This is a genomic window from Gordonia sp. QH-12, assembly GCF_001578675.1.
GTDB lineage: Bacteria > Actinomycetota > Actinomycetes > Mycobacteriales > Mycobacteriaceae > Gordonia > Gordonia sihwensis.
The window spans coordinates 121437-139139 of the sequence record NZ_KQ969287.1 but is presented as its reverse complement, the minus strand read 5'-3'; the positions used below and the strand labels follow the sequence as shown (position 1 = coordinate 139139).

The following is a 17703-nucleotide window of genomic DNA, read 5'->3' as shown; positions in this document are numbered from 1 at the left end:
GTCTGCGAGCTGGGAGGTGCCGGATGACTTTGGATACGGGCGATGGTGCTGACCCGATCAGTGAGATCAGCGCGATTGAGATCAGTGAAGTCCACGCGAACCGCCATCTGTCGGTGGTAGCGAACGAATTCGAGGAACTGTTCGACGCCGTCGAGGAGCAGTGGCAGGACCGTGCGCTCTGCGCACAGACCGATCCTGAGGCGTTCTTTCCGGAGAAGGGCGGTTCGACGCGCGAGGCCAAGCGCATCTGCCAGGGCTGTGAGGTCAAGGCGGAGTGCCTGGAGTACGCGCTGCACAACGATGAGCGTTTCGGCATCTGGGGCGGTCTCTCCGAGCGCGAGCGACGCCGTCTGAAGCGCGGAATCATCTGACGTCGTGATCGTCTGACGTCGTACGCCCCTGGCCGACCCCTCTCGTATCGGATCCTCCCGCCGATCGCGACGAGGGGTCGGGGCGTCTCCGGCGGCGTGCTCGCCGGCGTCAGCCCCCGTTCAGTCCTCGTCGGGGCCGTCCTCGACGGTCTCCTCGTCCACTCCCAGATAGGTCGCGACCTGCTCGATGAGCACCTCGCGCAGGATCTCGGGCAGTTCCTCGGCGTCATGCGCACGGAGTTCGAGCGGGCGCCGGAACAGGATGATCTGCGCCCGGGTGGGACGGCCGGCCACGTCGATGCCGGCCGGGATCAGCCGGGCCAGCGGCACCTGGCCGTCGGCGGTCACCTCGTCCGGCCATTCCACGGGGCCGTCTCCGCGCGGGAGCATCCGCGGGATGTCGTCCACAGCGACGTCCAGCCCGGTCAGGTGGGTATGCCACCGGCTGTCGATCTCGGCGAAGGCCTCCACCGCCGCGGCGTCGAACAGGTCGGCGCGCGTGCGGTGTCCCGGCATCGAACTCGGCATGAGCGGGCCGCGCAGACCGCGGCCGCGGCGGTCGCGCAAACGGCGGGGAGGAGGCGCGAGCAGGTCGCGACCGGACCGCAGCGGAACGAGTCGATAGCCCATACCGCACACCTTAGTGTCCCGGCTCCGCACGGCCGGCGCGTCGCTCGTGGGCACGTCGACCGGGTCCGCATCGGATGTGCGTGTCGATTGTCCGCGTCCGGCGTCGAGGCGATAGGCTGAGCGGCGTGAGTGTCCCTCGTCAGTGCTGCAGGCCCGGCTGTTCGCGTATCGCCGTGGCGACCCTGACGTTCGTCTACGCCGAGTCGACCGCTGTCATCGGCCCGCTGTCGGCGTCCGACGAACCCCACTCGTGGGACCTGTGCTCCCAGCACGCCGATCGGATCACCGTGCCGGTCGGGTGGGAGATGATGCGGAGCGAGCGCGGGTTCGCGCAGCCCGCCGAGGACCAGGAGCTCACGGCACTGGCCGAAGCGGTACGTGAGGCCACCGCCACCTCGCCCCGCGTGGGTTTTCTCGCCCATGCCGAGTTCGACGACACACCCCGCGGCAGGCACCGCGCGCAGCAGCGGTCGGCAGCCACCCCCGCGGCGACGCCGCGGCCGGGCCGTCGCGGTCATCTGCGGGTACTGCCCGACCCGGTCGACTGAGCTTCGCGCGACCACGATCACGCTCGCGACCGCTTTCCGGCCGGGCGAATACTAGGCTGTGATTCATGTCTGCGTTGACTACTGACCTCGACGACGTCGACGGTCTGCTCGCCGCCGACCGCGATGGTCTGCTGCGGGCCGCCGCCATGGCGGGTGCGCAGGTGCGAGCGGTGTCCCAGGCGCAGTCGGAGGGCGCGCTGGCACGGCTCGCCGACCTGCGACCGCGCGCTGTCGTCGTGGTCACGGGAGCGTCGGCCACCGCTCGGCGCGCCACCGATCTGGTGGTGGCGACCGTCGCGGCCCGTTTCGACGTGCCCCTGGTCAGCGTGCCGACTCTGCCCGGCTGGATCGGTCCGCTCGACGTGGTCGTGATCGCCGGGCACGACGCGGGCGATCCCGCACTCGCCGACGCCGCGGTGCGTGCGCTGCGCCGACGCGCCGAACTCGTCACCGTCGTACCGGTGGAAGGGCCGCTCCGCGAGGCGATCGGTGCCCAGCCGATCGTCGACCTGTCGCCTCGGCTCGTCGTCGATCCGCGCTTCGGCTTCTGCCATTTCGTCGCGGCGCTGACCGCGGTGTGCGTCGCCTTGTCCGCCGTCCGGTTCGCGCCTGCTCCCCCCGATCTCGCCGATCTCGCCGACCGGTTGGACGGGGAGGCCGCAGCTGACCATCCGGGCCAGGAGAGCTTTCACAATCAGGCCAAGCTCCTGGCCATGCGTGTCGCGGACCGGTCGGTGGTCTGGGCCGGTGACACGCCCGGGGCGAACGCCGTCGCCGCTCATGCGTCGGCGGTCGCCTTCAGCGTCGCGGGCACGGTGTCGAGCGCCGCGTCGGAGACCGTTCTGGCAACCGGGCTGCTCGACGGCTCGAACCGTCCGGCACCGGTCGACGACATCTTCTACGACCCGGAGATCGACCCGCCGCGGTCGGCCGCGATCCGCGGGATACTGTTCACCACTGCTTCGCGGCGCTGGTACGCGCAGCAGCGCAATGCCGGGCGCGCCGAGATCGACGTGCTGGCGGAGCATCCTGCGGGGTCCGACTCGGGCGCCGGGGAACCGGATCAGGGATCGGTGGCCGCGACGAGCGATCTGTTCGCCGACGCGCCCGCGGATCTGGGGGAGTACCTGGTGCTGGCGCTGCGCGTGGAACTCGCGGCGGTGTTCGTTCGATTGATGGGAGAAGCGGCCTGATGAAGCTGCTGGCTGGAGTGGTGCGGCCGTATGCGTGGGGATCGCGTACCGCACTCGCCGAGTTGCGCGGCACGCCGAGTCCTTCGCCGCACCCCGAGGCCGAACTCTGGTTCGGTGCGCATCCGGCTTCGCCCGCGCGGATCTGCGGCGAGGTGGAGGGTCCGCAGGACCTGCTCGGCGTGATCGAGGCCGATCCGGTGCGCGAGCTCGGCGCCGAGACCGCCGACCAGTTCGGTTCCCGCCTGCCGTACCTGCTGAAGATCCTCGCGGCCCAGGAGCCGCTGTCGCTGCAGGCGCACCCGAGTCTCGAACAGGCAGTCGCCGGCTTCGAACGCGAGAACGCCGCGGGCCTGGCGCTGGACGCGCCCGACCGCAACTACCGCGATCCGTCGCACAAACCCGAACTGGTGGTGGCGCTGACGGAGTTCGACGCGCTCGCGGGGTTCCGCGATCCGCACGTCACGGTTGAGATCCTGAAGGCTCTCGCCGTACCCGCCCTGGATCCCTATCTGGGCATGCTGGTGGAGCAGCCGGACGAGACCGGTCTGCGAGCGGTCTTCACCACGTGGCTGACCCTGCCCGAGGCGGTCATCGGTGCGCTGGTCCCCGAGGTGCTCAACGGCGCGGTGCGCGTCCTGGGCGGGGACGACGACCGCTTCACCCTCGAACTGCGGTCCCTGCTCGAGCTGGGAGAGGCGTACCCCGGCGATCCGGGCGTGCTCGCGTCGCTGCTGTTGAACCGGATCCGGTTGCAGCCCGGTGAGGGAATCTATCTGTCCGCGGGCAATCTCCACGCCTACCTGCACGGGATGGCGGTGGAGCTGATGGCGAACTCCGACAACGTGCTGCGCGGCGGGCTCACCCCCAAGCACATCGACGTCCCGGAACTGCTGCGCGTCCTCGACTTCCATCCGGTGTCGATCGACGCCCTGATGCCTCAGGTGCGGAGCCTCGGGACCGAGCGCGTCTATCTGACCCCGGCGCCCGAGTTCCGGCTGTCGCGGGTGGAATTGGACGGCACCGGGCTGCACGCCGCGCAGTCGATCAGCTTCGAGATGGCGGGTCCGCAGATCCTGGCGGTGATCTCCGGCCGGGTGGCCGTGGAGGGGAGCGGCGGCGAACTGTTGAAAGCCGGTCCGGGCGATGCGGTCTGGCTGTCGGCGGCCGATCCGGACGTGGTGGTGCGCGCGATCTCGTCCGGTGCCGTCTTCTTCCGTGCGATGGTTCCGGCCCTGCAGCACTGACCGTCCGCGGCTCGACCGCAACGGAGTCGGTCGAGTTCGGTGAGGCTTCGTTCGGCGGCGGTGGAGACCGGGCGCACCGGGACGGTGCAGCCGAGTCCGGATGCGAGGAGGAGTCCGCTGCCGGGATCGTGACGCAGGGTGGGCTCGCGTCCGCCGCGACCGTCGTCCAGGCAGTCGTGCCTGCGCAGCAGGGTCGCGCCGGGCGGAACCTCGTGCCCGCCGGCGCGGGTGTCGTCGAACAGCACGTGCGGAGCGGTGGGTCCGCGGTCGTTGACGGTGATCCACCGCTCGCCGACTGCATCCGCCAATCGCCGCCAGCGCTGGGGAGTGTCGGATACGACGGCCACCGACATCCCGATCGCAGCCAGTCGCGCCGCCACTTGTCGTGCGAGCCGGTGGTCGCCGCAGATCGTGCTCGCGGCGACGCCGGGACCGGCCAGGCGAAGCGCCACGGGCGCGCCGGATGCCGCGGCGCCGACGAGCTGACCGTCACCGGCGCAGGGAACGGCCACCGAGCGGCAGATCTGTTCGGTGGCGGCCGGCGGCACCGGCGCGGCCCCGCTGCCACGAGAACCGCTGCCACGAGAACGGTCGTCTCGACGATCCTCCGGTGGCGCAGCGATCGGCAGACCCGCGGCGAGCGCGCCGCGGTCGGAGGCGTCGACCGGGACCAGATCGTGACAGCCGTCGCGATCGGAGGCGTGTGCGCCGTTGTCGCGCACCGTCGCGGTCAGCCGCGGACCGGACCGGTCGGCCGTGAGGCTCAGCGTGACGGTCGTCGACACCGCCTCGCTCGAACCCGGAGCGGCCAGCAGCGCGGACAGCGACTCCGGAGAGGTCCCGGCCCATCGGTGGACGGCGAATCGGAATCCGTCGACGTGTGCGCCGAGCGCATCGGACGTCGCGCGCTCGACGGGAGCCCCCTCGGTCAGTCGCATCGTCAGGTCGGTGATCTCGGCAGCGGTCAGCGGACGAGTGGGGATGCCGGAGTCGGCGAGGCGAGCGCGCAGCCGGCGCAGGCACCACAGCGCCGTACGCAGCATCCCGGCGGGCCCGTCACCGCGCATTAGGACCGCCTGCGGACAGTCAGCGGGCCGGATTCGGACCACCAGGTGCACGCTGCGGTGGGTGGGAATTCGCAGTCCGCCGAGCAGCGTCCGATACGCGCCGGCCGCGATGCCGTCGTCCCAGCTGCGCATGGTGTGACTGACGACGTCGATGGCCCAGGGCGCGGCGTCGTGGGCCGACATCGCTGAGAGCACTGCGGGCAACAGACGCGGTGGTGTGGCCCGGGGTGTTCCGACCACCACCGGCGCCGGTTCGTCGGGGGCGATCGCAAGCACCCCGATCAGACTGTCGCCGCAGCGGCGCAGTGCGATGAAACCGTCGTCGGCGGGCACGTCGAACGGTGCCCGGACCTCCCATGGCGCGGTGCGACGCACCAGCATCCTCGCTTGCACTGAGTGCTCCCCCCGAACACGGACTTCGCGAAATCGCCGTGGGACGAGGCTAACCCGCGTCTAACCTCCTTGCGGGGGAATCGATCGGGGGGATTGATGTCACGTCACATCACGACGCGCGCGCAGATCAGCGGGTACCGCTTCGGGGTGGCTCGGGCCGAACACGCGCTCGTGCGCCGCGACGTACGGATGACGCACGATCCGATGCGCGCGCAGTCGCGGGCGCTCGTCGCCGGGACGGTGCTAGCGGTCCTGGTGCTCGCCGGCGCGGCGATCTACGGATTCGTCCGACCGCAACCCGACGTGCGCGATGCGCAGATCGTGGCCGTCGACGGCGGTGGGATGTACGTGCTGATCGACGGCGTGATGCATCCGGTGCCGAACGTCGCGTCGGCCCGGCTGATCCTCGGTCGGCCGCTGCCGGTGCGGCGGGTGAGCGAGCGGTCGTTGAGTCGCTTCCCGCGCGGTGCGGCCGTCGGCATTCCGGACGCACCGGGTGCGCTCGATCGACCGGCGGTGGCCGGACGGTCGACATGGACCGTCTGCGAGGACGCCGAGGGCAGCGCAGTCGTGGTCGGCGACCTCGCGTCTGCCGCCGAGACGATCGACGCCGATCTCGTGCAGCACGCGGGAGTCGAATGGCTGCTGTACCGGGACCCGACCGGCAGCGGGACCTCCGTTCCGGTCCGGGCCCGCGTCGACCGGTCGCGGGTGGAGTTGGTCCGTGCGCTGGGACTGGAGGGGCGTGAGCCCAGGACGGTGGGGGCGGGACTGTTGAACACCTTCACCGCGCGGCCCGATCTGCGCGTGCCGGAGATCCCGGATCGCGGGTCACCGGGCGTTCTCGGTCTGCCGGTCGGTTCGGTGGTCGCGACCGCCGGCGTCGACGGAACCCTGCGCTATCAGCTCGTTCTCGCCGACGGAGTGCAGCCGCTGTCCGAGCCTGCGGCCGAGATGATGCGACTGACCGACCCGTCGGCCGCGGACGGAGTACGGCGAGTGGCGCCGGCCGCGGTGGCGGCGCTCACGGTCCGCGAAGTGGTGCCCGTCGCGCATTTCCCGCACGCGGCGCCTCGGTTCGGCGACCCTCCGTCGGTGCTGTGCCATCGCTGGAGCCGCGACACCGAGGGGGCCGCGACGGCGGCGCTTCTCGGAGCGCGCCGACTGCCGGTGCCCGACGGCGCCAGACCGGTGCTTCTGGCTTCGTCGGACGGTCGGGGACCGGCGCTCGACCGGGTCTATCTGCGGCCGGGGACGGGTGAGCACGTGGTGTTGACCGGCGTGGACCCGCGGTCGCCGCGCGCGTCGACGCCGTTCTATGTGAGCGATGCGGGCGTGCGCTATCGGTTGGCGGGCGCGGGGATCGGCGAGATCCTCGGGTTGCCGGAACCGGTGCGGGCGCCGTGGCCGATGATCGCGCTGCTGCCGTCGGGTCCGGAGCTGAGCCGGGAGGCCGCGGCGGTCACCTCCGACGGCGTCAGCTCCCGTTGACGAAGCGGCGCACCATCGCCTCCCAGTCGTCGGCGATCTCCTCGCATGTCATGCCGACGACGTCGAGAAGATGGCGCACGGTCAAGGCCATGAGCGGTGCCTGGACGGCGTGGGCGGTGACCTCCAGCCTGCCGTCGATGCCCATTTCGGCCAGGAGCATCCGCACGTGGAGCGTCGACATCGCCCAGACCGGATGCGATAGATGGTCGGGCTGGTCGGCACCCGCCTCCAGCAGGATGTCGAGGTGGTCGACGGTCATCTTGAGTCGCGCGCGGCCGTAGGCGATCAGCCGGTCGAGCGGGGGAGCGCCGGGCCCGAGAGGTTCCGGTCCGGAGAGGAAGGCCTGCTGGAGGTCCGACTCCGAGTGGTCGAGGAGGGCGAGCATCAGTCCCGTCCGGTTGCCGAAACGGCGGAATACCGTGCCCTTGCCGACGCCGGCGGCACGGGCCACCGCTTCCATCGTCACCGCGGACGCGCCCTGACTGTCGATCAGCGATTTGGCGGCCGCCAGCAGCAGCCGACGATTCCGTGCGGCGTCGGCCCGCTCCGGCGACGCAGCGGGCGCGTTCGCCACGTGCAGTTCAAGGGGGCCGGGGCCGTCGGGGAGCATGAGTCGACTGTAAAGCATGTCGGCGTTGTCGTGATTGCGGACACCGGAGGCCGATCCGCGCGCGACCAGCACTTCCATGCTGTGTCCGTCATCACGGCCGGCACCGGGAATCACGGCGGACCGTGGTCCGTTTCACTGGAGGTATCCGTACGTACGTCAGGAAGAGTGTCGCTCCATGTCTGAAGGCAACATCACCATCGCAGTTCTCGTCGGCAGCCTCCGCTCCGGCTCGCACAACCGTGCGCTCGCCGAACTGACCGCGGCCAATGCTCCCGAGGGGATCTCGTTGAAGATCGTCGAAGGTCTGGGCGAGGTGCCGTTCTACAACGAGGACATCGACACCCCGGATGCGATCCCGGCCGCCGCGGCCTCGCTGCGCGATCAGGTGGCGTCGGCCGACGCCTTCCTCTTCGTCACCCCCGAGTACAACGGCACGATGTCGGCCGTCCTGAAGAACGCCATCGACTGGCTGTCGCGTCCCTACGGCGCCGGCGCGCTCGCCGGGCGTCCGGCCGGCGTCATCGGCGCCGCACTCGGCCGGTACGCGGGCACCTGGTCCCGTCAGGACACGCGCAAGTCGATCGGCGTCGCGGGAGCGAATGTGGTCGAGGCCGTCGAGATCGGTATCGGCACCGGCGCGCTGGGCGACGAGGGCGTGGCGACCGCTGAGACCGCCGAGCAGTTGGCCGAGGTGATCCGGGTACTGGCCGACGCGGTCGCCGTCGCCGCCTGATCGACGCTCCTCCGGCGGGGCCGGCCGCGGATGTCCGCGGCCGGCCCCGCCGTCTGTGTCGAGCCGTCTGCGGCCGGGCTGCCGGCGATGTCGGACCCCGGTGGTGAACTGTGTGTGCAAGGGGCCGCACGGTCCCGGCCGAAGGCGCCGAATCGGCGTCCGCCGGCCCGTCTCGGGCACGCGGATTCGAGACACGCCGGACGCGCCGAGACACGCCGGTCCGCCTGTGGACAACTGTCACGCGACCTGGGAGTTTCAAGAATGTTATTCACAAGTTCTTGTGGTCTAGGAAAACATCAGACACTAGGTGTAGTGTTTGGGGTGTCCGGGGGGCGGACGGCAATCGACCGAATTACGGCGGTGTCGTTCACTGCGAAAGCAGGAGATCCGGTCAGAGAAGTCAAGCAAGTCGCTCGCAGCAGATCATTCATCTCAAGGGAGTTCATCGATGGCCATCACCGTCTACACCAAGCCCGCCTGCGTCCAGTGCAACGCGACCTACAAGGCTCTCGACAAGATGGGCCTGGAGTACGACGTCGTGGACATCAGCCAGGACGACGAGGCTCGCGATTACGTGATGGCGCTCGGCTACCTTCAGGCGCCGGTCGTCGTGGTCGGCGACGAGCACTGGTCGGGTTTCCGTCCCGACCGCATCAAGTCGCTCGCCACCAACGCGGCCTGACGGAGGCGAGCCACATGGCCGCCGACACTGAAACCCGAAATCCGCTCATCGTCTACTTCTCGTCGGTGTCGGAGTACACCCATCGCTTCGTTCAGAAGCTGGGGCTCCGCGCGGTCCGGATCCCCCTCATCGACCGCACGTCGTCGTTCCGAGTGGACGAGCCCTACATCTTGATCACGCCCACATACGGGGGCGGGAAGATCAGCGATGCGGGCAGCGTCACCGCTCACGCGGGCGGAGGCTACGTGCCCAAGCAGGTCATCAAGTTCCTGAACATCGAACAGAATCGGTCATTGATCCGCGGCGTCATCGCCGGGGGCAACACCAACTTCGGCGAGGAGTTCGCTCTGGCGGGCGACATCGTCTCGCACAAGTGCCAGGTGCCGTTCCTCTATCGCTTCGAGTTGATGGGAACCACCGACGACGTCGAACGGGTGCGCGCGGGCCTGGCTCAGTTCGCCGCGAGTTCCGCGTTCACCGGCCGGGCCGCCTGACGGCCCGCGCTCACCAGTTTCCGGACCACCAGTTTCCGTCAAGTACGCAAACTTCAGTTTCACCAGGGAGAAGCAGTGTCGCCCACCGCAGTTTCTGTCAGCGAATCCACCGTCTCGGCGAGCAAGTCGGGGGTGCACACGGGTCCGGCCGGCCACGAGCCGGGCGACCTCGACTACCACGCGCTCAACGCGATGCTCAACCTGTACGACGCGGACGGTCGGATCCAGTTCGACAAGGATCGTGAGGCCGCCCGCCAGTACTTCTTGCAGCACGTCAACCAGAACACGGTGTTCTTCCACGATCTCGACGAGAAGCTCGACTATCTCCTCAAGGAGAACTACTACGAGCCCGAGGTCCTCGCGAAGTACGACCGCGAGTTCGTGAAGTTGCTGTTCGGGCACGCCTTCGCCAAGAAGTTCCGGTTCCCGACCTTCCTGGGCGCGTTCAAGTACTACACCAGCTACACGCTCAAGACGTTCGACGGAAAGCGCTACCTGGAGCGTTTCGAGGACCGCGTCTGCATGGTGGCGCTGACGCTGGCCGACGGCGACACCGCGCTCGCGCGCAATCTGGTCGACGAGATCATGGACGGCCGGTTCCAGCCGGCCACGCCGACCTTCCTGAACTCGGGCAAGAAGCAGCGCGGCGAGCCGGTCTCGTGCTTCCTGCTGCGCATCGAGGACAACATGGAGTCGATCGGCCGATCGATCAACTCCGCGCTGCAGTTGAGCAAGCGCGGCGGGGGCGTGGCGCTGCTCCTCAGCAACGTCCGCGAGCACGGCGCGCCGATCAAGCGCATCGAGAACCAGAGTTCCGGTGTCATCCCGATCATGAAGCTGCTGGAGGACTCGTTCAGCTATGCCAACCAGCTCGGCGCGCGTCAGGGCGCCGGTGCCGTGTACCTGCACGCGCACCACCCCGACATCTACCGCTTCTTGGACACCAAGCGTGAGAACGCCGATGAGAAGATCCGGATCAAGACGCTGTCGCTGGGCGTGGTGATCCCGGACATCACCTTCGAGCTCGCCAAGAACAACGACGACATGTACCTGTTCAGCCCGTACGACGTGGAGCGCGTCTACGGCAAGCCGTTCGCGGACGTGAACGTCACCGACGAGTACCACGCCATGGTCGAGGACCGGCGGATCCGCAAGTCGAAGATCAGGGCGCGGGAGTTCTTCCAGACGCTCGCTGAGCTGCAGTTCGAGTCCGGCTACCCGTACATCATGTTCGAGGACACGGTGAACAGGTCGAACCCGATCGAGGGCAAGGTGACGCACTCCAACCTCTGCTCGGAGATCCTGCAGGTCTCGACCCCGTCGGAGTTCAACGAGGACCTCACGTACTCGCATGTCGGCAAGGACATCTCGTGCAACCTCGGATCGATGAACATCGCCAAGACGATGGACTCGCCGGACTTCGGCCAGAGCATCGAGACCGCGATCCGCGGACTCACCGCCGTCGCCGATCAGACGTCGATCGAGTCGGTGCCGTCGATCAAGCGGGCGAACGACGAGGGTCACGCCATCGGCCTCGGCCAGATGAACCTGCACGGTTACCTGGCTCGTGAGCGGATCTTCTACGGCAGCGAAGAGGGCATCGACTTCACGAACATGTACTTCTACACGGTCCTGTTCCACGCCATCCGCGCGTCGAACAAGATCGCCAAGGAGCGCGGGACGGCGTTCGCCGGCTTCGAGAAGAGCACGTATGCGACCGGTGAGTTCTTCGACAAATACATCGACCAGGTGTGGGAACCGAAGACTCAGAAGGTGCGCGACCTGTTCGCACGCGCGGGCCGTGACGGCGAGAGCGCGCAGCTGTTCGAGTCGGGCATCCACATTCCGACCCAGGACGACTGGCGTGAGCTCAAGGCGTCGGTGCAGCAGTACGGCATCTACAACCAGAATCTGCAGGCGGTGCCGCCGACCGGTTCGATCAGCTACATCAATCATTCGACCAGCTCGATTCACCCGGTCGCGTCGAAGATCGAGATCCGCAAGGAAGGCAAGATCGGCCGCGTCTACTACCCGGCTCCGTACCTGACGAACGACAATCTGGAGTACTACCAGGACGCGTACGAGATCGGTTACGAGAAGATCATCGACACGTATGCGGCCGCGACCCAGCACGTCGATCAGGGTTTGAGCCTGACGCTGTTCTTCAAGGACACCGCGACCACGCGGGACGTCAACAAGGCGCAGATCTACGCGTGGCGCAAGGGCATCAAGACGCTGTACTACATCAGGCTCCGTCAGATGGCGCTCGAGGGGACCGAAGTGGATGGCTGCGTCAGCTGCATGTTGTGAGCTGTTGTCGCACAACGAGATCCAGTCGCCGACTACACCGAATGAGGAATGACGATGACATCGACTAGTCCTGCCGAGGGCGCACCGGTCAAGCTGGTGAACCGGGTCTCGGCCATCAACTGGAACCGAGTCCAGGACGACAAGGACGCCGAGGTCTGGGACCGACTGACCGGCAACTTCTGGCTGCCGGAGAAGGTGCCGGTGTCCAACGACATCCAGTCGTGGGGAACGCTGACCGACTACGAGAAGACGCTCACCATGCGCGTCTTCACCGGGCTCACCCTGCTCGACACCATCCAGGGAACCGTCGGCGCCATCGCGCTCATCCCCGATGCGCTGACCCCGCATGAGGAAGCGGTGATGACCAACATCGCCTTCATGGAGTCGGTGCACGCCAAGAGCTACAGCGCGATCTTCTCGACGCTGTGCTCCACCAAGGAGATCGACGAGGCCTTCCGCTGGTCGGAGGAGAACGAGTATCTCCAGCGCAAGGCGCAGATCGTCATGGATTACTACCGTGGCGACGATCCCCTCAAGCGAAAGGTGGCCTCGACTCTGCTCGAGTCGTTCCTGTTCTACTCCGGCTTCTACCTGCCGATGTACTGGTCTTCGCGCGCCAAGCTCACGAACACCGCCGACATGATCCGGCTGATCATCCGCGACGAGGCCGTCCATGGCTACTACATCGGCTACAAGTACCAGCGCTCACTGGAAGTGGAGACGCCGGAGCGTCGTCAGGAGCTCAAGGACTACACCTTCGAGCTGCTGTTCGAGCTCTACGACAACGAGACCGACTACACCGAGGCGCTCTACGACGAGGTCGGGCTGAGTGAGGACGTCAAGAAGTTCCTTCGGTACAACGCCAACAAGGCCCTCATGAATCTCGGCTACGAGGCGATGTTCCCGAAGGACGAGACGGACGTGAACCCGGCGATTCTGTCGGCGCTGTCGCCGAACGCCGACGAGAACCACGACTTCTTCTCGGGATCGGGCAGCTCGTACGTGATCGGCAAGGCTGTCAACACCGAAGACGAGGATTGGGACTTCTGACCTCTTGCGGCCGGTCCGGCGCCCGTCAGCGCCGGCCGGTCAGCACGTCGTAGTACGTCGTGAGGTCGTCGAGGGCCTCGCCGACCTCGGTCAGCGGCACCCCGGTGGCGCGCAGCGCCTGCCGCAGGGCCGTCGGGTCGAGGTCGGAGAGCGGGTCGACGGCGGGAAACGACGGGGGAGCGGGCGGCAGACGGTGGTCCCCGTAGGGGTCGTCGGCGACGAGCGGATCGTCGTCGCCCACCGCCGCGTGTCGGTCGCGGTCGCCGTCCTGCACCACCGCCAGCAGTTCGGGCAGGTCGGTGCCCATCACTGTCAGCAGCGTGGTGGGACGCCGGTCGATCTCCGCCGCCACCTCGAACGACACCGCCAGGACATGGGTGCATCGGGGAGCGTCGTCGGGACAACTGCAGTCGGACGTCACGTCGGCCGGCTCGGTGGGTGCGATCAATTCGCCGAGTCCGGTCGGTTGCTCACCGCGGGCGAGGTCGAGCAGGTCGTCGGTGCTGCCCGTTCGGCGCAGCAGTTCCACGACGGTGTCCGGGTCGACGGTGCGCATCTCGAGCCGGACGTCGAAGGGGTCGAGTTGGCTGCCGCGCACCGAAGCCGTCACCACACCGTGCCCGATCCGAAGACCTTCGACGTGCCGCTCTCGGAAGTATCGACGGGCGCCGGTGATGCGGCGGTGATCGGCACCCGACTCCACCACGCCGACGAAGGCGCGCGACCAGCCGGTGATGCCGTAGCCGCGGACTGCGGCCTTCGTCCGCCGTCTGCCGGGACTCATGGACGCTCCGATCTCATTCGGCGACAGCCTCCTCGCGCAGAGCCAGCAGATCCATCAGGGTGTCGTCGTCGAGCTCGGTGAGCCACGACTCGCCGGTGCTGACCGTCAGGCGCGACAGTTCCCGCTTCGCCGCGACCATCTCATCGATCCGTTCCTCCAGCGTTCCGACGCACACGAACTTGCGGACCTGCACATTGCGCGTCTGCCCGATCCGGTAGGCACGGTCGGTGGCTTGATCCTCCACCGCCGGATTCCACCATCGATCGGCGTGGATGACATGATTCGCCGCCACCATGTTCAGGCCCGTTCCGCCGGCCTTCAGTGTGGCGAGAAGCACCGGCGGACCGTCCTCGGCGGCGAACCGCTCGACCATCTCGTCACGCCCGTTGCGGGTGACACCACCGTGCAGGACCGGCACTGCGGCGCCGAGGACCGGTTCGAGCCAGGTCGAGAGCAAGTCGGCGAACGCAGCGAACTGGGTGAAGACCAGCGCGCGGTCGCCCTCGGCGATCAGCGTGGTCAGGACGTCGACGAGGAGTTCGACCTTGCCGGATCGATGGCGGCCCCGCCGCAGCATGGCCGAGCCGTCGTCGAGGTAGTGCGCCGGGTGATTGCAGATCTGCTTGAGCCGGGTCAGGGCAGCGAGGACCGTCCGACGGCGCGGGCCGCTCTGCTGGGTATCGGCGAGTGCCTCATGCAATTCGTTCAGAACGGCTTGATACAGGCCTGCCTGCTCACTGGACAGGTTGGTGCGGACCATCAGTTCGGTCTTCTCCGGGAGATCGGGAGCGATGGTCGGATCGGTCTTCTCCCTGCGCAGAATGAACGGCTTGGTCACGGCCGACAGCCGGGCGACGGCTCGCGCGTCCCGGTCGCGCTCGATGGGTTCGGCGAACCGGGCCCGGAACTTCGAGGCGGTGCCGAGCATGCCGGGATTCACCAGATCGATCACGGCCCGCAGGTCCTCCAGCCGATTCTCGACCGGGGTCCCGGTCAACGCGACTCGCTGGGCGGCCGAGACGGCGCGCAGCGCCTTCGCTGCCGCAGTGTGCACGTTCTTGACGTGCTGAGCCTCGTCGACGACGAGTTCCTTCCATGTCAACGCCGCCAGTGAATCACGGTCGCGCGCGAGAGTCGCGAACGTGGTGAGCACCACGTCGGCGCGGTTCTCGGCGATCCGCTCCGTCGATCGGCCGGTGCCGTGATGGACCACCACCCGCAGATGCGGCGCGAACGACGACAACTCCCGTTGCCAATTGCCGATGACCGACATCGGGCACACCACCAGAGCCGGATCCGATTCCGGGTCGCGCTCGCGGCCGGCGGTGAGCAGCGCGATCACCTGCACGGTCTTGCCCAGACCCATGTCGTCAGCGAGGACGCCGCCTGCCCCGATGGCGCCCAACGCGGTCAGCCACTCCAGTCCGCGCTGCTGGTAGGGACGAAGCTCGGCGCGTAGGCGCGACGGCGGGGGCATCGACGGCGGCACGATGGTCCCGCCCGCGGCGATGTCGTCGAGCCAACCGAGGCCGGAGACCGTCCTGACCGGAACCGGAAGGGTGTCGTCGCGCTCGGTCACCAGAGCCAGGAGATCGGCTATCGTGGGCGCCTGGTCGCCGGGCGCCAGCGCACGTTGGGCCGCGACGAAGGCCGCGGCGCGGCCCAGTGCGGCGCCTTCGGCGCGGAGCCACGTGCCGCGGAGCCGGACGAGATCGCCGCTCTGCTGAGCGAGTTCCTCGATGTCGGACGATGACAGCTCTCGGGAGCCCGGGGCGTCGCCGAGAGCGAGCCGCCACTCGAAATCCGAGATCTCGTCGAGGCCGACGAATCCGGGCCGGGCTCCGCCGCCGGGAGTCTGTTGTGAACGGATCGACAGCGAGGGGGTGACGGCCGCGATCGACGACGGCAGAAGGACGTTCACGCCCGCCGCCTGGAGGTCCGCGGCACCGCGGGCGAGGAGTTCGTCGACCACCGCGGTCGTGAGCAGATAGTCGAGGCTGTGCGGATCGGCTTCGGCGCGGCTCAGCTCGCCGAACGCGCCGACCGCTGTCGCGAGCTCGGTGGTGACGGCATCGAGTTCGTGCGCATCGAGGCGGTGCGGGACCACCGGGACGAGTTCACCGCTCGGACTGCGGACGCAGACCTCGAGGCGCCAGCGCACCTGCTCCGGCGCCATCGGCGGCTCGTCGGGCTCGTCCGGAGGCACGTGAAGGCGCATCACCAGTGCGGGGCGTCCCGGACCGGCGGTGCCGACCCAGTCGTGCCAGGCCTGTGCGCTGCGCGGTCCGATCTCGGCACCGAGATCGGTGGGCGCTCGTTGCGCCAGACCGGCGATGAGCGGTATCGGCGACGTCACCTCCGCTGCCGCGAGGAGCCGGCGGCACTCGTGGTCGACGGCCTCGGCGACGAAGTCGGTGACAGCTCCCCGGGTGGCCAGCGCGGGCGGCGCCGAGTCCTGTGCGATCGACAGCCAGCTGTGCCACGCGGCCCCGGGTACCGGGATCCAGCGCACCTCGTACACCCCGCCGACCAGACAGGTGCTCGGCGCGACGGCGCCTGACGCGATGTAGCGGCGTACGCAGGCGAGGAGGTGACGGTAGTACGCGATGTCGCCGCCGACGCGGAGATGTGCGCAGCGATCGAGGAACTCGACAGCCGACGCCATGCCGAGTCCGCATGCCGGAAGGAACCGGCGCGTGCCGTCGGGGCCGGCGATCTCCACTGTGTGCCGCAGCCGCTTGCGTGACACGAGATCGGTGAGCGCCGCGGGGACCTCGACCGCGTCGCCGAAGACGGTGCCCGGCTCGGTCGGCGCATCGGGCCACACGGCCATCCCGAGCCCGGGAACCCAGCGGATGCGCAGCGGTGCCCGGCTGTGCTGCTCGGCCACGGCGATCGCTGTCATGGCACCAGTTGTAGCTCAGCGGTACGACATCGGCGATGTCGGGAGCGCCGCGAGGCCCGGACCGGCGGAATCAGCCCGCGGAACTGCTGTTGAGGGAGACCTTCACGTCGTTGAGCACCAGCCACGCCGCTGCCAGTCCGGACGTGCCGTACCAGACGGTGTCGTCGACGGAGAGGACTCGGTTCCAGGTGGGCGCGCCCATGTCGAGCCAACGATCGCTGAGGAGGACGCGCTTGCCGCGCTCCAGACCCTCGGGCCCCTCGTAGCTCACATAGATGAGGTCGGCGTCGGCGTCGGTGAAGTCGGCGTCGGTGGCGGGCACCGCCTCGGGCGTGCGCTGGGCGGCGGGCCGGGCGACCCCGATGGTCGCCATGATCTGCGCACCGAAGGAACCGGTGCCCTCGATCATCTCCGCGTCGGGAGTGAAACGGACCAGCGAGACCTCGCTGTGGGGTGCGTCCATCACGCGTCCCACGCGGTGCGCCTCGGTGGTGAATTCGTCGAGACGAGCATTCGCCGCCCCGGTCCGGTTGACGCCCGCCGCGACCGCGCGGAAGGCCGCCTGCCAGTCGGAGGCGGGATCGACGGTGACGATTCGGGCCGTGCCGAGCGCGCCGGTACCGCGCAACGCGTCGAGGCGCTGCCGCGTCTCCGGCGAGGTCAGGACCACCTGGGGGGCGGCGGTGCGCACGGCCGCACTCGCCGGTGCGTCGCCGAGCGCCGGAACCGACGCCAGCTGCGGGCCCAGATAGGCCGGGACCGACCCGGCCGGCGCGGTCACACCCGTGACTTGAGCGCCCATGCCGAGCGCGCACAGTGCGTCGAGGAGAGCGGGATCGGTGACGACGATCCTGGCCACGTCTGCGCGGCCCGGGTCGGGTGCGGTGGGAGCCAGACAGGTCTTGGCGTAGTCGCGGCCCGGATTCACGATGTTCACCTCGGCGATCCGGGTCACCGTCGTGGAGATGACCGAGCCGTCGGGCGTGCGCAGGACGTCGTCGTCGGCGGCACAGGCGCCGAGGCCGACGGTCAGCGCGACCGCCGTCGCCAGGGCACCGGCGCAGCGCCGCTGGGAGCGGGCAAGCATGGAGAACACCCGCCTACGCTAGCATCGGCGGCTCGCCGTGAAATGGGGCTACCTGCGGCGACGAACGCGGTCTATCTTGGTAATACGACAGATCGTAGGACCCGGTCGGAA

At 68.7% G+C, this 17703-nt stretch carries 15 protein-coding genes and 1 pseudogene; 10 read left to right on the top strand and 6 right to left on the bottom strand.

What is annotated here, in order from left to right:
• Nucleotides 1-107: 107 nt before the first annotated feature.
• Complete coding sequence (locus tag Y710_RS07490; protein WP_045538235.1) at nucleotides 108-371, top strand: WhiB family transcriptional regulator; 264 nt, start codon at nucleotides 108-110, stop codon at nucleotides 369-371.
• 120 nt (nucleotides 372-491) lie between these two features.
• Here Y710_RS07490 and Y710_RS07485 read toward each other — a convergent pair whose 3' ends face one another.
• On the bottom strand, nucleotides 492-1001 hold the full coding sequence (locus tag Y710_RS07485) for a metallopeptidase family protein (RefSeq protein WP_045538221.1): 510 nt from the start codon (nucleotides 999-1001) through the stop codon (nucleotides 492-494).
• Nucleotides 1002-1126: 125 nt separating this feature from the next.
• On the opposite strand from Y710_RS07485, the gene Y710_RS07480 reads away from it, so the two are divergent.
• From Y710_RS07480 to manA, 3 genes are all read left to right on the top strand, one after another.
• Nucleotides 1127-1549 (top strand): DUF3499 domain-containing protein, encoded by a 423-nt coding sequence (locus Y710_RS07480; RefSeq protein ID WP_085950745.1) that lies wholly within the window; start codon nucleotides 1127-1129, stop codon nucleotides 1547-1549.
• 65 nt (nucleotides 1550-1614) lie between these two features.
• On the top strand, nucleotides 1615-2742 hold the full coding sequence (locus Y710_RS07475; protein ID WP_006895862.1) for a hypothetical protein: 1128 nt from the start codon (nucleotides 1615-1617) through the stop codon (nucleotides 2740-2742).
• Nucleotides 2742-3986, top strand: a complete 1245-nt coding sequence (gene manA / locus Y710_RS07470) for a mannose-6-phosphate isomerase, class I (protein WP_006895863.1) — start codon at nucleotides 2742-2744, stop codon at nucleotides 3984-3986. Before Y710_RS07475 ends, manA begins: the two co-directional genes overlap by 1 nt.
• Nucleotides 3987-4873: 887 nt before the next feature.
• On the opposite strand, the pseudogene Y710_RS19080 reads toward manA, so the two are convergent.
• Nucleotides 4874-5185 (bottom strand): annotated as a pseudogene (locus Y710_RS19080) (type VII secretion protein EccE); the annotation flags it as partial.
• A gap of 357 nt (nucleotides 5186-5542) precedes the next feature.
• On the opposite strand from Y710_RS19080, the gene eccB reads away from it, so the two are divergent.
• Complete coding sequence (eccB, locus tag Y710_RS07465; RefSeq protein WP_045537020.1) at nucleotides 5543-6937, top strand: type VII secretion protein EccB; 1395 nt, start codon at nucleotides 5543-5545, stop codon at nucleotides 6935-6937.
• On the opposite strand, the gene Y710_RS07460 is transcribed toward eccB, so the two are convergent.
• Nucleotides 6924-7547, bottom strand: coding sequence for a TetR/AcrR family transcriptional regulator (locus Y710_RS07460; protein WP_045537065.1), 624 nt, complete (start codon nucleotides 7545-7547; stop codon nucleotides 6924-6926). The genes eccB and Y710_RS07460 overlap by 14 nt on opposite strands.
• 175 nt (nucleotides 7548-7722) lie before the next feature.
• On the opposite strand from Y710_RS07460, the gene Y710_RS07455 reads away from it, so the two are divergent.
• The 5 genes from Y710_RS07455 to nrdF all read left to right on the top strand — a co-directional run bounded on the left by Y710_RS07455 (nucleotide 7723) and on the right by nrdF (nucleotide 12816).
• Nucleotides 7723-8280, top strand: coding sequence for an NAD(P)H-dependent oxidoreductase (locus Y710_RS07455; protein WP_062366996.1), 558 nt, complete (start codon nucleotides 7723-7725; stop codon nucleotides 8278-8280).
• A gap of 448 nt (nucleotides 8281-8728) precedes the next feature.
• A complete protein-coding gene (gene nrdH, locus Y710_RS07450; protein ID WP_006895868.1) occupies nucleotides 8729-8962 on the top strand; it encodes a glutaredoxin-like protein NrdH in 234 nt (77 codons plus the stop codon).
• A 14-nt stretch (nucleotides 8963-8976) separates the two neighbouring features.
• Complete coding sequence (gene nrdI, locus Y710_RS07445) at nucleotides 8977-9456, top strand: class Ib ribonucleoside-diphosphate reductase assembly flavoprotein NrdI (protein WP_045537024.1); 480 nt, start codon at nucleotides 8977-8979, stop codon at nucleotides 9454-9456.
• A gap of 75 nt (nucleotides 9457-9531) precedes the next feature.
• A complete protein-coding gene (gene nrdE / locus Y710_RS07440) occupies nucleotides 9532-11766 on the top strand; it encodes a class 1b ribonucleoside-diphosphate reductase subunit alpha (protein ID WP_006895870.1) in 2235 nt (744 codons plus the stop codon).
• Between the two features lie 54 nt (nucleotides 11767-11820).
• The gene (gene nrdF, locus Y710_RS07435; RefSeq protein ID WP_039867217.1) at nucleotides 11821-12816 is read left to right on the top strand and encodes a class 1b ribonucleoside-diphosphate reductase subunit beta; all 996 of its coding nucleotides are present in this window, start codon (nucleotides 11821-11823) and stop codon (nucleotides 12814-12816) included.
• A gap of 25 nt (nucleotides 12817-12841) precedes the next feature.
• On the opposite strand, the gene Y710_RS07430 is transcribed toward nrdF, so the two are convergent.
• The 3 genes from Y710_RS07430 to Y710_RS07420 form a co-directional block, all read right to left on the bottom strand.
• Nucleotides 12842-13600, bottom strand: a complete 759-nt coding sequence (locus tag Y710_RS07430; protein ID WP_006895872.1) for an SWIM zinc finger family protein — start codon at nucleotides 13598-13600, stop codon at nucleotides 12842-12844.
• A gap of 13 nt (nucleotides 13601-13613) precedes the next feature.
• A complete protein-coding gene (locus Y710_RS07425; RefSeq protein WP_062366995.1) occupies nucleotides 13614-16505 on the bottom strand; it encodes a DEAD/DEAH box helicase in 2892 nt (963 codons plus the stop codon).
• Between the two features lie 70 nt (nucleotides 16506-16575).
• The gene (locus Y710_RS07420) at nucleotides 16576-17592 is read right to left on the bottom strand and encodes an ABC transporter substrate-binding protein (RefSeq protein ID WP_006895874.1); all 1017 of its coding nucleotides are present in this window, start codon (nucleotides 17590-17592) and stop codon (nucleotides 16576-16578) included.
• Between the last annotated feature and the right edge of the window lie 111 nt (nucleotides 17593-17703).

Bases quoted from the DNA above. Each gene is read 5' to 3' on its own strand.
- Y710_RS07425 (WP_062366995.1), bottom strand. From the start codon at position 16,505: ATGACAGCGATCGCCGTGGCCGAGCAGCACAGCCGGGCACCGCTGCGC.
- nrdI (WP_045537024.1), top strand. From the start codon at position 8,977: ATGGCCGCCGACACTGAAACCCGAAATCCGCTCATCGTCTACTTCTCG.
- Y710_RS07430 (WP_006895872.1), bottom strand. From the start codon at position 13,600: ATGAGTCCCGGCAGACGGCGGACGAAGGCCGCAGTCCGCGGCTACGGC.
- Y710_RS07460 (WP_045537065.1), bottom strand. From the start codon at position 7,547: ATGCTCCCCGACGGCCCCGGCCCCCTTGAACTGCACGTGGCGAACGCG.
- manA (WP_006895863.1), top strand. From the start codon at position 2,742: ATGAAGCTGCTGGCTGGAGTGGTGCGGCCGTATGCGTGGGGATCGCGT.
- Y710_RS07455 (WP_062366996.1), top strand. From the start codon at position 7,723: ATGTCTGAAGGCAACATCACCATCGCAGTTCTCGTCGGCAGCCTCCGC.
- nrdF (WP_039867217.1), top strand. From the start codon at position 11,821: ATGACATCGACTAGTCCTGCCGAGGGCGCACCGGTCAAGCTGGTGAAC.
- nrdH (WP_006895868.1), top strand. From the start codon at position 8,729: ATGGCCATCACCGTCTACACCAAGCCCGCCTGCGTCCAGTGCAACGCG.
- Y710_RS07420 (WP_006895874.1), bottom strand. From the start codon at position 17,592: ATGCTTGCCCGCTCCCAGCGGCGCTGCGCCGGTGCCCTGGCGACGGCG.
- Y710_RS07475 (WP_006895862.1), top strand. From the start codon at position 1,615: ATGTCTGCGTTGACTACTGACCTCGACGACGTCGACGGTCTGCTCGCC.
- eccB (WP_045537020.1), top strand. From the start codon at position 5,543: ATGTCACGTCACATCACGACGCGCGCGCAGATCAGCGGGTACCGCTTC.
- Y710_RS07485 (WP_045538221.1), bottom strand. From the start codon at position 1,001: ATGGGCTATCGACTCGTTCCGCTGCGGTCCGGTCGCGACCTGCTCGCG.